Here is a 13,955-nt window from a genome sequence, read left to right as displayed (position 1 = left end):
CCATACCATATTGAGACATATGGGTAACACGGCCCTCTAAATGTAGAAAAGTCCGCCATCCTGTGGATGACGGACCAGCTATTGACATCAAAACGACAGGGCAGGGTATGCGTCAGCGCATATCCTGCGGCTCGTGGTTGAAATGGAATGGGGCCACTATCTGTTGTGGTCCTCAAGTCTTGGAAATCTAGCCCCGGTGTCCCTTGGCGATCGGCTCCTGATAGGTGAAGCCCATGTCCCAGGGAAAATAGATCCAGGTGTCCTGGGAAACCTCGGTGACGAAGGTGTCGATCGTCGGCACGCCGGTCGGCTTGGCATAGACGCAGGCAAAATGTGCCTTTGGCAACATCTCGCGCACTTCCTTTGCCGTCTTGCCCGTATCGGTCAGGTCGTCGACAACGAGAATGCCTTCGCCGCCGTTTTCCAAAAGCTCGGGCGAAATGCCTTTCAAAAGCACGGTTTCGCCCTGGTCGACATAGTCATGGCGCGTGGCGATACAGACCGTATCGATGAGACGAATATTGAGTTCGCGCGAGATGATCGCCGCCGGCACCAGGCCGCCGCGGGTGATACAGACGATTGCCTTGAACTCCTGGCCAAGGCCGGAGAGGCGCCAGGAAAGCGCACGGGTATCGCGGTGGAATTGGTCCCAGGAAACGGGAAATGCTTTTTCAGGAAGAGACATGAATTTGCTGCCAGAACGAGAGTTTCTTTGGCTCTCGCTAATAGCGGCAAGCGAGGGGAAAAGGCAAGCGGTCGGACTTTATGTCGGTTGCGCGCCTCTTCCCCTTACCAGTTTCAGGCTTGTCTGTGCGGGGTGAAGGTGAGGGCGACGATAAGGCCAATGATGGCGCAGGCCGAGGTCAGCCCGGCAACCGCTCCCCATCCGCCATGTATCCAGAACCATCCGCCGGCCCAGCCGGTAAAGCTGGCGCCGATATAATAGAACAGCAGGTAGAGCGCCGAGGCATGGCTCTTGGCGGCGCCCGAACTTGCGCCGACGCCGCTGCTCGCTGCCGAATGGCCGATGAAAAAGCCGATCGTGATCAGCGAGATGCCGAGGATGGTGAGGGTTAGGCTGGAGGTCAGCGTCACCACCACGCCGGCAAGAATGGTGGCGAACGTGACGATCAGCGTTGTCCTTCGACCGAACCGGTCCACCATCCGCCCGCCGGACGATGAAGAAACGATCCCCAGCGCATAGGTGAGGAAAATCATGCTGATCGCCGTCGGCCCGAGATGATAGGGCGCACCGGCCAGCCGGAAGGTGGAGTAATTGAACACGGTGGTGAACACGCTCGTCAGCATCGTGCCGATCAAATAGAGTCGCAAAAGCGCAGGGTTGGAAAGATGCTGCCGCCACAGATGAAGATGCCGCCCCACAGGCATGGATTGCGGCCGGAAATTTCGTGACGGCGGCAAAAGCAGAAAGAAGCCCATTGCCGCGGCGACACAGGCTACTCCCAGCGCATACATGGCGATCTGCCAGGAGGTAAAGGCCGACATCAAGCCCATCCCCACCCGTCCGACCATCGCCCCGAAAGCGGTGCCGCCGATATAAAGTCCCATCGCCCGGCCGAGGCTCGCAGGTTCGATCTCTTCTGCGAGATAAGCCATCGCCACCGCGGGCACGCCGCCAAGCACGAAACCCTCGACAGCCCGCGCTGCGAGCAGCCAGCCCCAACCACCGGCGCTTGCTGCGACAAGGTTGCATACTGCGGCCAGCATCATCGACGTGAACATCAGCGTCTTGCGGCTGACGATCTGGGCAAATGCGCCTGACAGAAGGATCGCGAAGGCAAGCGCACCGGTCGTCAGTGATAGCGCCAGCGAGGCCGTTGCAGCGTTGACGCCAAAGTCTTGCGGAAATTCCGGCAGAAGCGGCTGGACGCAGTAGATCAGCGAGAAACTGGCAAAACCGGCAAGGAAAAGCGCCCAGCTGGCGCTACGAAAGGCAGCGCTGTCGCCTTTTATCCAGGTTGTTTCGAATTCCGTCGGTGTCGCCTGAATAGCAGCTTCAAGTGTGGCGGGCTGGGGCATGGGGTATCCTTTGCAGACGCATATAGCGCCATGCCGACATTGCCGCTAATATATGGATGAGGCATTCTCCATATCTGGAATTAATATCATGGAGCTCAGACACGTCCGTTATTTCCTGGCAATTGCCGAGGAGGGAAGTTTTACCCGCGCGGCAGAGCGCCTTGGTATCGCACAGCCGCCGCTCAGCCAGCAGATCAAGGTGCTGGAGCAGGAGGCTGGCGTCCGGCTCTTCCGCCGCCTGTCACATGGGGTAGAGCTCACGCCCGCTGGCCGCGCCTTCCGGGCTGCGGTCGGTAACGTTCCGCATGAGATCGCCGAAGGCGTACGGCTTGCGCGCAAGGCTGCTGCGGGTGAAAGCGGCGAGATTCGCATCGGCTTTACCGGGACCGCAGCCTTGAGCCCAGCCGTGCCTGTCTGTATCGCGCAGTTTCGAAATACCTATCCGGATGTCGAGATTAATGTCACGGAGGCCAATTCCATGGCGCTTGCCGCGGCACTGATCGAAGACCGGCTGGATGTCGCCATTCTGCGTCCCTCGAATTCCGATCCCAATCTTCTGGCCGAGGAGGTTCTGACCGACGAGCCGCTTCTCGCTGCGCTGCCGGCCACCCATCCCTTGGCGGTCTCTGGAGAGATTATCGATCTTGCCAAATTGTGCGATGATCCGTTCATCCTGACGCCCCGCAGCGTTGGCGTCAGTCTTCATGATGCGATCCTGCGGGCCTGTGCGAAATCCGGCTTCACGCCCAAGTCGGGGCCGGCAGCACCCCATATCGCTTCGATACTCTCACTGGTCGCAGCAGGCCTCGGCGTATCGCTTGTTCCGGCATCCATTGCTCGCGTGGATTTGCGCGGTACGGTATTTCGGCATCTGGGTGACACCGCCGAACGTGTTGCGATCGCACTCGCCTATCGCAGGGCAACGACATCGCCTGTTGTTAGAAACTTCTGCTCCGTCGCACGAAAGGCGCGCATGGATAGGCGCTTTGAACTGCAGGCGCAAAAAGAATGAGGTCCTCGCGTCTGTTTTCTTCATCTGACTTTCATCCCGCAAACACCCTGTCGCCGCATTTGGTTGCAATGCCGACCGGGCAGATATGAATGAGGAAAACATGGACGAACTGGAAAAAGCGGCTCGCGGATTGCTTTATGATGCAAATTACGATTCTGCCGTTCTGGAAAAACGCAAGGCGGCCAAGCGTATCCTGCATCGGCTGAATGCACTCTCGCCGGATGAGAGGCAAGAACATGCCGAGCTGATCCGCGGGTTATTGGGACGCATCGGCAGGAATTTCGTCTTCGACGGTTCGTTTCACTGCGATTACGGCTTTAATATCGAAATAGGCGACGATTTCTATGCCAACGTCAACCTTGTCATTCTGGACGGCGCGAAGGTCACTATCGGTGATAACGTCTTCATTGCTCCCAATGTCGGCATCTACACCGCGGGTCATCCGCTAGACCCAGAGCGCCGCAACGCCGGCCTCGAATATGCTCTTCCGGTCACGATCGGGAACAACGTCTGGATCGGCGGGGGAGTTTCGATCATGCCGGGCGTGACCATCGGCGATGGTGCGGTGATCGGCGGCGGCGCGGTCGTCACGCGCGATATTCCGGCGAATGTCGTTGCAGCAGGAAACCCGGCACGCGTTATCCGGGAAATCACGATCGAAGACGCAAAGCGCGAGAGTTTCGGCCGCAAGTAGCCGTTCCGCGTATTGGGCAAGCGGCAGCACCTTCTGGCTGCTGCCGCTCGACCTTTATCGTGAAAGCAATGTCAGCGCCGTCATCGAATCGAGCAGGCTGCGCGTTACCCCGCCGAAGAACATTTCCCACCAGCGCGAATGCCCGTATCCGCCCATGACAAGCAGATCGATGCTTTTGTCTGCAAGGCGGTTTTCGATCGCTGCAGCCGGCGAATTGCCGCCGCTGTCCTGCGTCGTCAATGTTACGTTTATGCCGTGGCGGGCAAGTGTTGCGGCAAGCTCGGAACCTGCAAATTCCTTTTCCCTATCGCCGCGCTCAGGAGGATCGATCACCAGAACCTCTACCGAAGAGGCCTGCTTGAGGATCGGGAGCGAATCGAAGGTGGCACGGGCAGCCTCCCGTGAACCGTTCCAGGCGATCAGCACACGTTCGATCGGTTTTGGCTGCTTCAGCGTATAGGGCACTAGCAACATCGGCCTGCCGCTTTCGAACAGGAATGTCTCCAGGTCGGCGCGATGATCGGCCTGGGACGGGCTGCTCTGGTTGGCAACGATCAGGTCCGCAGTCCGTGCGACCTCCTGTACGGAGCTTGATGCATAACCGGCCGCCAGCATGTAGCTGCGCCATTCGGCCGAAAGTCCCTCGCGCTTGGTCTTCTGGCGGAAGATCTGCTCAATTGCCTGAGTTTCCTTCTGGGCGCTTTCCTGCAGGATCTCGATTGCGGTCGGGTCGGGGATTTCCATCGGCGCGATCAGCGGAACGGCGGTTAGCGTCTCGGCATGAACCCCCACCAGATGCGCGGAAAACTGTTCGGCGATCGCAACCGCAAAATCGGTGATCTGTGGCGCGTTTCGCTGCGTGTCGAGAACAGCAAGAACAGTCTTGTAGGACATGGACATCTCCTCATTACAGGCTTCGTTTCGAGCCCTGTTTCAATAAGGTGGTGCTGCCGAGGCGCGGGTCAACGGGCGCCGCCCTTTGGTTATGCGTCCGCAGTCGGATTGGCCGAAATCCCTTTTCGATCGAGGCCGGCAATCATCTCCGAGACTGCTTCTGCAGCGGCATCCATAGCCTCGGCATCACGGCCGCGCACGACGATCTCGGTCGAGAATTTTTTTCCGTCGAAACGCGGGTAGGAGCCGATGCTGGTTTCCGGATGCGCCTTCTGGATATCAGCAAGCAAGGTGCCGATATCGCCTTCGCCATAGGGGCAGGAGACGGCACGCGACAGCATTTTTGCGCCGCTGCGCAAGGTCGGCAGAACGTTGTCGACCATCGCCTGGAAAACCTGCGGCACGCCTGCCATCACATAGACATTGCCGATGATGAAGCCGGGGGCCGTGGAAACGGGGTTGGCGATATGTTTCGCACCTTCCGGCATCCGCGCCATGCGCTGGCGGGCAGGGGTGAATTCCATCTCGCGCCGCTTGTACATCTCACCAAGCAGGGTCATCGCCTCTGAGTCATAGATGCACTCGACGCCAAATGCCTTGGAAACCGAATCCGCGGTAATGTCGTCATGGGTGGGGCCGATGCCGCCGGATGTGAAGACGTAGTCATAGCGTGCCCTGAGCGCATTGAGCGCCTCGACAATCGCTTCTTCTTCGTCCGCAACAATGCGAACCTCTTTGAGGTCGATGGCGGAGAGTGTGAGCATATCGGCCAGATGTCCGATATTCTTGTCCTTGGTTCGCCCCGAAAGCAGCTCGTCGCCTATGGCAAGCATGGCAGCGGTTACAATGGTGGAGGAGGCGGAGTGATCGGACATGAGGAGCTCGCTTTCTGTGATGGCTGGACGTTAATCCGCCTGCCGGGGAATGCAATCCCGCCGACGCTTACCTGATAATACGCAAATCGAACAAGATATGCCGCCATCGTTCGAAAATAGTAGACAGTGCGTCGTGGCATCGCCGTCTGGCGGCGCATACCCGGCTCGGATAGCTTTCGGCCACACGCTTGTAACAAGGCAGATCAATGATCATCGAGTTCTTGAAAAAGCTGTTGGGCGGAGCACCTACTGTAAGCTCAGCAACAGCGTCCACTCCCGCAGAGGAAACGAAGAAAATGACGAAGGTTCTGGTTCTTTACTATTCTTCCTATGGTCACATCGAAACGATGGCCTACGCTGTCGCCGAAGGCGCGAAGTCGGCCGGTGCCGAAGTCACCGTAAAGCGCGTTCCGGAACTGGTCCCGGAAGAAGTCGCAAAGTCCTCGCATTTCAAGCTCGACCAGCCTGCACCGATCGCCACCGTTGCTGAACTTGAAGAATATGATGCCATCATCGTTGGCGCCGGCACACGCTTCGGCACTGTCGCCTCGCAGATGCGCAATTTCTGGGACCAGACGGGTGGCCTGTGGTTTACCGGCAAGCTGGTCGGCAAGGTTGGATCTGTCTTCACGTCGTCCGCCACCCAGCACGGCGGTCAGGAATCCACCATCCTCGGCTTCATTCCGACCCTGCTTCACCACGGCATGGCCGTTGTCGGCCTTCCCTATGCCTTCCAGGGCCAGATGGGTGTTGAAGCAGTCAAGGGCGGCTCGCCCTACGGTGCCTCCACCATCACCGACGGCGACGGGTCTCGCCAGCCTTCGGATGTCGAACTGGAAGCCGCAAAGTTCCAGGGTGCCCATGTTGCAAAGATCGCAGCCAAGCTTTCAGCCTGATCTCGATTAGCCGTCGGAATTCACCTGAAAGGGAGTGGCCTTGGCCGCTCTCTTTTTGCATTCTGGGCACAGTTTTGGGCACAGATGACGAATTGGTGCCCATGATTGAAGGCGCGCCGTCTTCGATGTGAAGTTCGCGTATCTGATTTGTTTTATTTATATCAATGACTTGGGTGATTGGTGCGGACGGCGGGGATCGAACCCGCATGACCGAGGCCGAGAGATTTTAAGTCTCTTGCGTCTACCAGTTTCGCCACGTCCGCTTGGGTCTTGCTTTTCAGGTAGATAGACGATTCCGTCAAGCTCAGCTTTGCAAAACAAGTTCCGGAGTTTTGCAAAGCTGAGCTTTTGTACCGGATCGTTGCGGCCGTCCACAGCAAGGCCTAGTCATACGTGAAGAAAAAGGCCGGCACCGCGGTGCCAGCCTCATCACAATTACATCTCCGCAGCCTTTGTCAGTCGAGAAGATCCGCAGGCACCTTGCCGCCGTTTTCCGACAGCTTTTTCATCAATGCCTTGTGAAGCCACATGTTCATCTTGGCCGAATCCCCTGTGTCGCCGGTGTAGCCCAGTTCGGCTGCAAGTTCTTTGCGCTCGCTGAGGCTCGCATCCATGCCAAGAGCCTTCATAAGGTCGACGATCGAGTGGCGCCAGTCGAGCTTTTGGCCGCTCTTCTTGACCGCAGCGTCAAGGATGGGCGCGACGTCGACGGGCGCAGACGGACTTGCTGCCGGAGCGGCGGACGCCGCTGCGGGGGCAGGGGACGACGTGGCAGCAGTCGGCGCGGCGCCCGTTGCGGCGGGAGCCGCAGCTGGATTTTCAGCTGCCGCCGCCGGGGAGCCGAAGATCGCATTCTTAATCTTGCTGAAGATGCTCATGGGTCTTCTCCTCGAGGTTAGATGGTAAGGAACTAGGGCGTCCAGTGCTGGAGGAAATGGGGCCGATGTCTAAACGAAGCGAATTGTGGTGGTGAGAAATATTGTCGGGGAGGTGCAGGATCGCTTCAGGTTGACGCTTTAATGTCCGGGGCTATGTCCTCCTCCATAACGAGGAGGAGAATATGGTCGGGAAAGTATTGCTCTTTTTGATGATAATCTTCACCGGCTCGGTGGCGCATGCGGAAGGTACGGTAAAGGAAGGCCAGGTCATGGCCAGCCGCATTCTCGGAAAGAACGTCGAGTACTCGCTGTATCTGCCACCGGGTTACGGTCGTGACGAGAGGCGTTATCCGGTCATCTACCTTATGCATGGTGGCGGCGACGGCCAAAATCAGGATTGGTATCGTTTCGGCAACGCCAATCTGGTTTTTGACAGGCTGATCGAATCAGGTGAAGTGCCGCCCTTCATCGCCGTCACGCCGGAAGGCCGCCGGGATGACGACAACAAATTCAACACCTATTACATGAACGATGCCGACGGCCAGTATTTGTGGCAGGACATGTTCGTGAAAGAGTTCGTTCCGCATATCGAAAAGACCTTTCCCGTCATTCCAGGTAAGAAGTCCCGCGGCATTCTCGGCCTGTCGATGGGCGGATATGCAGCAATTGCTTTTTCCATGAAATATCCGGATCTTTTCGCCGGTGCCGCTGCATTGAGTGCGGCCTTCCGCACCGACCAGCAGATCGTCGAAATGGATCAGGCAGGATATGATCGGCGCTATGGCAAAGCCTGGGGTGTCGGATTGGCCGGACGCGATCGCCTCAATCAACCTTATTACGCCAACAGCGTTCTCGATCTTGTCGACAAGGTCCCGGCTGACGATCTAAAGAAGACCGAGCTCTATATAGACTGCGGTTCCTATGACGATTTTTTCGTCGGCAATGCCGAGCTGACAATGAAACTCCGGAAGCTGAAAGTGCCGCATCATTTCATGGCCCGCGAGGGTGGTCATGACTGGACCTATTGGCGCACCGGGCTGCCGCAGGCGACCGTTTTTCTGGGTAAGGTTTTTCGTCAATAACAGGCCGCTAGACATTATTTGTTCGTCTCTGCCGGAATGCTGAAGTTGGCGGAGAACTGAAAGCTGATTAAACGGGCTTGGTCTTCATCCACAAGCTATGGCATAGCGATGAAAATCTTGACGAGCCGTGGATGGTTTATGTGATGAAGACAGGTGTGGATGATGCCAAGGCGGCGATGCGGACGATCTTTCCGGAGACTCCGCTTCAGTTGAACGAGCATCTCAGCCGCCGTTACGGCGCAGATATCTGGTTGAAGCGTGAGGACCTGTCGCCGGTCCGTTCCTACAAGATCCGCGGCGCCTTCAATTTTCTGCGCAAGGCGATCACTGCTGGCGCGAGCGACAAGACGTTCGTCTGCGCTTCGGCCGGCAACCATGCGCAGGGGTTTGCCTTCGTCTGCCGCCATTTTGAAGTGCCGGGCATTGTCTTCATGCCGGTCACGACGCCGCAGCAGAAGATAGACAAGACCCGCATCTTCGGCGGCGAATTCATCACCATCAAGCTTGTCGGCGACATCTTCGACCAATGCTACGCTGCCGCCCGTGCCCATGTGGAGGAAATCGGCGGCATGATGGTGCCACCCTTCGACGATCTAGACATAATCGAGGGGCAGGCGACCGTTGCTGCGGAAATTTCGACCCAGCTACCCGATGGCGTGTTGCCGGACTTGGTCATCCTTCCTGTTGGCGGCGGCGGTCTTGCTTCCGGCGTCACTGGCTACCTCAAGGATGCGGTCGCCGCTGAAGGTTTTCTCTTCACCGAGCCGACAGGCGCGCCGAGCCTGAAGAAAAGCCTCGAGGCCGGATCGCCCATAACGCTTCCGAAGGTCGACAACTTCGTCGATGGTGCCGCGGTCGCGCGCATCGGTGATCTCAATTTTGAAGCGTTGAAAGGTTTTTCGTCGTCGCAGGTGATGCTGGTTCCCGAAAATGCGATCTGCGTCACGATGACCGACATGCTGAATGTCGAAGGTGTCGTGCTGGAACCGGCAGGTGGTCTTTCGATCACCGCCCTGTCGCTTCTTCCGCGTGAAAAGATCGCCGGAAAGACCATCGTCTGCATCGTCTCGGGCGGCAATTTCGATTTCGAGCGGCTACCCGATGTGAAGGAGCGGGCCATGCGTTATGCGGGCCTGAAGAAATATTTCATCCTGCGTTTGCCCCAGCGTCCCGGGGCTTTGCGCGATTTCCTCAACCTTCTGGGCCCGGATGATGACATCGCCCGTTTCGAATATCTGAAGAAATCGGCTCGCAATTTCGGCTCGATCCTTATCGGTATCGAAACGACGGCGTCGGAAAACTTCGCCGGCCTTTATGAACGTTTTGAAGGGGCAGGGCTCGGGTACGAGGACATCACCGAAAACGAAATCCTCGCCAACCTGATCATTTGATGGGCTGGCGCTTCCGGCCTGAAACGGTTACAGGCGGTTGGGTGCGTTTCGGCGCCGGGAGCAATGTGGTAGGCAAAAATCATGGCATCTTTTTTCTCTTCTCTCCTCTCAGCCTTTTCAGGCAAGGATAAGCCGGCCCAGGCTGCCAAAGGCGTGGAACCTGTTGCTTACAAGGATTGCCTGATCTATCCGGCACCGATCGCCGAAGGCGGACAATACCGCCTCGCTGGCCGGATCGAGAAGGACGTAAACGGCGAAACGCTGGTTCGCCATGTCATTCGGGCCGATATGTTCTCGTCGATGGACGACGCTGTGACTTTCACGGTCCGCAAGGCTGAACAGATCATCGACCAGAACGGCTCGTCGCTGTTTTCGGACGGTCAAAGCACCCGTTCCGCCTGATCCGCCACTGATCGGACGTTCCATTTTCAGTTCCTTTGGGGACGAGAAGGCTATCCTTGTTTCTGAGATCATGCGGCTCAAAAACGATGCCGCCATCTGGCGCTGCACGATCGGCCGACCGGCTTGCCCAGTCGAGTCCTGCTCACTGAAAGCCTCAACGAAATCGTGGTGCATGCCGGCAACGGCCACGCTTTCAGCATCGCCATGATAGATCTCGATCGTTTCAATTCATGGCCATCAGGCTGGCGATGCGGTCATCCGCGAGGTCTCTGTTAGGCTGAAGGCTAAGACCGGGCCGCAGGATATGATCGCTCGCCTTGAGGGAGAAGACTGCGCAGCAATTCTGGCAAGCGTGTCGACGGAACAGGATCTGGAAACGTTCAGCGCTCTGCCCGGAGCATACGGCTGACAATGATACGTCAGTCGGTTGTGCCGATATCGCGCTCTATTGAGATGATCCCTAGATTGCTGGTCCATTGAAACACATGCCAAGACGATTGCCGGAAGTTGCAGGTCTCGACTTCAATGAGGGCGCGATTGTCCGTCTTATCAGATAACTTGCGCTGGACCCGCCGGGATTTGAGGAAAACTTAACTGAGACGATCCTAAAAGAGCTTGTTCTCAATGGCGCAAGGAGCGCCCATGCAATGGCTTAATCTCGGCCTGTTTCTGATTGAAGCGGTCGTCTATTTCTCCGTCATGACGGCGTTCCTGCATTTTCGGCGTTCGCTTGGCCTGGGTGTGTTTTTGGCCGCGCTCGGTGTGATGCACTTCATGGAGACCTACCTGGCGGCGGTCTTTTACGTCGAGCTTCCATTCGGAACGGTATCGCCAGGTTCCTCCATCTTTTTTGCCGGCAAGCTGATGATGATCCTGATGCTTTATATCAAGGAAGACGCAGCAACGGTGCGGCAGCCCATCTACGGACTGTTTCTCGGCAATCTCCTGACGGTCGGCATCGCCCAAATATTGCAGCTGCACGCGGCTGTAACGCTGCCGGGCGGACGCGCTGCCGATATGGCCTTTCTCGATGAGATGGGTTGGCTCATGGTCTGGGGCACGACGATCCTCTATGTCGATGCGATTGCCATCATCCTGCTTTACGAGCGGTTGGGGCGTTTCGTCGACAATGTGGTCGTGCGCTTCGCCATCAGCGGCGCCGTTATGCTGACGTTTGATCAGGTAGCTTTTTTCTCTGTACTCCACATCTTGCTTGGTGTGCCGTTGCCTGTCTTCTTCGGTGGCTGGTATGCGAAGTTACTCGCGGTGCTTATCTATTCGAGCCTCTTTGCAGTCTATCTCAGGATCGATCAAAACGACCGATGGTTCGCGTCGTCACGGCAGATCAAGGACATTTTTCACGACCTCACATTTCGCGAGCGTTATCAGGCTCTGCTGGCAAAGGCTGGTGTGGACGGACTGACCGGTCTTTTGGATCGCGGCCGTTATGAGGTGGACGGACCTGAACTGGTGCGAAAAAGCCTCGCAATGCGCCAGTCGATCAGCATGGTCATTGTCGATGCCGATCATTTCAAGGAGGTCAATGATCGATTCGGCCATCAGCGTGGTGATACGGTTTTGCGGGATTTGGCAGCTTGTCTGAGCAGGAGCGCTCGCTCAAGTGATCATTTGTCCCGTTTCGGCGGCGAGGAATTCGTGATCCTTTTGTCGGACACCGACCATGAAAAGGCTCTGGAAGTCGCAGAGCGCCTTCGGGTGGATATTGCCGCCAACATCACGCGCCCCGATGGCGCGCCGCTTACGGTTTCGATCGGCGTTGCGACTGCGCCGGAGGATGGCCGAACGCTGGATCTCATCTTGAGCCGGGCCGACGAACGGCTCTATCAGGCAAAAAATAACGGCCGTGATAGGGTTCACGGCCGTCTTGGAAAGTTCTGAACGTATTCAGGAAATTAGGCAGCGAGAGCCAGCTGCTCAGTCCGTTCCTGGGCCGAAGCAATTGCCTTTTCGAAGGCTTCCGGACCGAAAGCCGTGCCTTCGACATAGATGACTTCGACATCGGTCATTCCCATGAAGCCGAGGACGGTCTTCAGGTAAGGAACGGCATGGTTCATCGCCATGGCAGGGCCTTCGGAATAGATGCCTGCGGCCGACAGGACGACATAGACCTTCTTGCCGGTGGCAAGACCCTGCGGGCCTTCGGCCGTGTAGCGGAAGGTGAGGCCGGCGCGGGCAACGTTGTCGATCCAGCTCTTCAGCTGCGAGTAGATGTTGAAGTTGATCAGGCCAGTTGCCAGCACGACAGTGTCGGCGGCCAGCAGTTCGGCAGTGAGCTTGTCCGACAGTTCGGCGGCAGCCGCTTCCTCGGAATTACGCTGGTCAGCCGGCTTGCGGATAGCCGAGGTCGTTACGGTGTCGAGATGGGAAATCGGATTCTGACCAAGGTCGTGACTGACAACAGTTGCGCCAGCGTTCTTCGCCTTCAGCTTATCGACGAATTCGTTGGCGATCTTGGTCGAGAGGGATTCGTCGCCGCGCGGGCTAGAGGTGACGAGAAGAATGGAAGACATGGTGCCAATTCCTTGATTTGTCTTGGAGGTCTTCTTGCGACCTCGATATATGGGGCGAGACTGGAGGCTCGTGTAGCTGACAAATAGGTCTGGACCGACATCGATAAAACGGGGATAATATCGAAGGTTCTTATCGAATATCTGGATAGCTCTCATGGATGCAAATCCGACCCTCGACCAGTTGCAGGTCTTCATCGCCGTTGCGGAAACGGGAAGCTTTTCGGCCGCGGCCCGCTCGCTCAACCGGGCGCAATCCGTGGTCAGCTACACGATCGGCAATCTGGAAGCCCAGCTTGAAGTCACGCTTTTCGAGCGCAGCGGTGCACGCCAGCCAAAACTCACCGAAGCGGGTAGGGCGATGCTGGCCGATGCTCGCCGGATTGTTGCCGACCTGCAGGTCATGCGCTCGCGCGCCAAGGGTATCCGGCAGGGGCTTGAGGCGGAAATCACGCTGGCGATCAGCGTCATGGTTCCGGCCGACGCGCTTGTTGCCGAACTCAAGGAATTCAGGATCGAATTCCCGACCGTCGCGCTCAACCTAAATGTCGGCGAACTCGGCATGGTGATGAACCTTGTCATGAACGGCAAGGCGGATATCGGCATTGGCGGGGCGCTGTTGAAACAGGACGATTCGCTTATCGCGGAAAAGATCGGCCACGCTTTCCTGCTACCGGTCGCTGCCGCCGACCACCCGCTGGCCAAGCTCGGGCGACCGCTGACGCTTGCCGATGTTCGTGAGGAGACGCAGCTCGTCGTCACCGACGCATCGGGCATCACTGCCGGTCGCGATTTCAACGTTCTCTCCTACAAGATCTGGCGGGTCAGCGACATCGCCACCAAGCATCATCTCGTCAAGGGTGGGCTCGGCTGGGGCGGCTTGCCGGCGTCGCTGGTGCGTGATGATGTGCGTGACGGCAATCTCGTCGTTCTCGATATCGAAGCCTACGAGCAGGGCGAATACCCGCTTTATGCGCTGCGCAGGACGGCAAGCCCGCCCGGTCCTGCCGGCCAATGGCTGATCGAGAGCTTCGCCCGCAGGCTTTCGACCTGCCCGAACAAGCAGCATTTCACCACCCTGCTCCGCGCCGATATCGACAAGCCCATCGATGTGCCTGCCTATCCCGAGGCGGCGGAGTAGGCCGGCGCAATCCGTGCGATTGACCGCGTCGGGCTGATCTTGATATAGATCGCATCACGGTCAGCAGTTCACCGAGGCGTCGCCGTCCCTTATGGGAAGCTAAACCTGCACATTCAGATATC

The 13,955-nt window shown here is 57.6% G+C and carries 14 protein-coding genes, 1 tRNA gene and 1 pseudogene; 9 read left to right on the top strand and 7 right to left on the bottom strand.

The annotated features are described in order from the left end of the window. Positions 1-187: 187 nt before the first annotated feature. Positions 188-685, bottom strand: coding sequence for a xanthine phosphoribosyltransferase (gene gpt / locus GGE33_RS08780; RefSeq protein ID WP_148146364.1), 498 nt, complete (start codon positions 683-685; stop codon positions 188-190). 113 nt (positions 686-798) lie between these two features. Next, positions 799-2,040 (bottom strand): MFS transporter, encoded by a 1,242-nt coding sequence (locus tag GGE33_RS08775; protein ID WP_183822177.1) that lies wholly within the window; start codon positions 2,038-2,040, stop codon positions 799-801. Positions 2,041-2,128: 88 nt separating this feature from the next. On the opposite strand from GGE33_RS08775, the gene GGE33_RS08770 reads away from it, so the two are divergent. Further along, a complete protein-coding gene (locus tag GGE33_RS08770; protein ID WP_148146366.1) occupies positions 2,129-3,052 on the top strand; it encodes a LysR family transcriptional regulator in 924 nt (307 codons plus the stop codon). 100 nt (positions 3,053-3,152) lie between these two features. Continuing rightward, positions 3,153-3,746 carry a sugar O-acetyltransferase gene (locus GGE33_RS08765; RefSeq protein WP_183822175.1) on the top strand — a complete coding sequence of 198 codons (594 nt, stop codon included), beginning with the start codon at positions 3,153-3,155 and terminating at the stop codon, positions 3,744-3,746. Positions 3,747-3,800: 54 nt separating this feature from the next. Here GGE33_RS08765 and GGE33_RS08760 read toward each other — a convergent pair whose 3' ends face one another. Beyond that, the gene (locus GGE33_RS08760; protein WP_183822173.1) at positions 3,801-4,640 is read right to left on the bottom strand and encodes a universal stress protein; all 840 of its coding nucleotides are present in this window, start codon (positions 4,638-4,640) and stop codon (positions 3,801-3,803) included. An 89-nt stretch (positions 4,641-4,729) separates the two neighbouring features. Then, positions 4,730-5,515, bottom strand: a complete 786-nt coding sequence (locus GGE33_RS08755; protein WP_183822171.1) for a competence/damage-inducible protein A — start codon at positions 5,513-5,515, stop codon at positions 4,730-4,732. 296 nt (positions 5,516-5,811) lie between these two features. Here GGE33_RS08755 and wrbA point away from each other — a divergent pair, with 296 nt between their 5' ends. Then, entirely contained in the window at positions 5,812-6,411 is a 600-nt protein-coding gene (gene wrbA / locus GGE33_RS08750) for an NAD(P)H:quinone oxidoreductase type IV (protein WP_148146370.1), read from the top strand. 178 nt (positions 6,412-6,589) lie between these two features. Here wrbA and GGE33_RS08745 read toward each other — a convergent pair. Together GGE33_RS08745 and GGE33_RS08740 are read right to left on the bottom strand one after the other, a co-directional pair. Then, positions 6,590-6,674: transfer RNA gene (locus tag GGE33_RS08745), tRNA-Leu, on the bottom strand. Between the two features lie 192 nt (positions 6,675-6,866). After that, entirely contained in the window at positions 6,867-7,289 is a 423-nt protein-coding gene (locus GGE33_RS08740; protein ID WP_183822169.1) for a DUF3597 domain-containing protein, read from the bottom strand. Positions 7,290-7,471: 182 nt separating this feature from the next. On the opposite strand from GGE33_RS08740, the gene GGE33_RS08735 reads away from it, so the two are divergent. The 5 genes and pseudogenes from GGE33_RS08735 (at position 7,472) to GGE33_RS08710 (ending at position 12,063) form a co-directional block, all read left to right on the top strand. After that, positions 7,472-8,371 (top strand): alpha/beta hydrolase, encoded by a 900-nt coding sequence (locus GGE33_RS08735; RefSeq protein WP_183822167.1) that lies wholly within the window; start codon positions 7,472-7,474, stop codon positions 8,369-8,371. Between the two features lie 143 nt (positions 8,372-8,514). After that, entirely contained in the window at positions 8,515-9,762 is a 1,248-nt protein-coding gene (gene ilvA / locus GGE33_RS08730) for a threonine ammonia-lyase (RefSeq protein WP_246435761.1), read from the top strand. A gap of 81 nt (positions 9,763-9,843) precedes the next feature. Beyond that, entirely contained in the window at positions 9,844-10,164 is a 321-nt protein-coding gene (locus tag GGE33_RS08725; RefSeq protein ID WP_183822163.1) for an HlyU family transcriptional regulator, read from the top strand. A gap of 96 nt (positions 10,165-10,260) precedes the next feature. Next, positions 10,261-10,573: pseudogene (locus tag GGE33_RS27945) on the top strand (diguanylate cyclase domain-containing protein). A 233-nt stretch (positions 10,574-10,806) separates the two neighbouring features. Beyond that, a complete protein-coding gene (locus GGE33_RS08710) occupies positions 10,807-12,063 on the top strand; it encodes a GGDEF domain-containing protein (RefSeq protein ID WP_148146375.1) in 1,257 nt (418 codons plus the stop codon). A gap of 14 nt (positions 12,064-12,077) precedes the next feature. Here the strand turns inward: GGE33_RS08710 and GGE33_RS08705 are convergent, their stop codons facing one another. After that, positions 12,078-12,695, bottom strand: a complete 618-nt coding sequence (locus GGE33_RS08705; RefSeq protein ID WP_148146376.1) for an FMN-dependent NADH-azoreductase — start codon at positions 12,693-12,695, stop codon at positions 12,078-12,080. Between the two features lie 154 nt (positions 12,696-12,849). Here GGE33_RS08705 and GGE33_RS08700 point away from each other — a divergent pair, with 154 nt between their 5' ends. Next, positions 12,850-13,833 (top strand): LysR family transcriptional regulator, encoded by a 984-nt coding sequence (locus GGE33_RS08700; RefSeq protein ID WP_183822159.1) that lies wholly within the window; start codon positions 12,850-12,852, stop codon positions 13,831-13,833. Positions 13,834-13,955: the final 122 nt, after the last annotated feature.

Origin of the sequence: Aliirhizobium cellulosilyticum, assembly GCF_014198105.1 — a bacterium.
Taxonomy (GTDB): domain Bacteria; phylum Pseudomonadota; class Alphaproteobacteria; order Rhizobiales; family Rhizobiaceae; genus Neorhizobium; species Neorhizobium cellulosilyticum.
The sequence above is the reverse complement of the archived record's forward strand: the minus strand, read 5'-3'. Positions and strand labels throughout refer to the sequence as shown.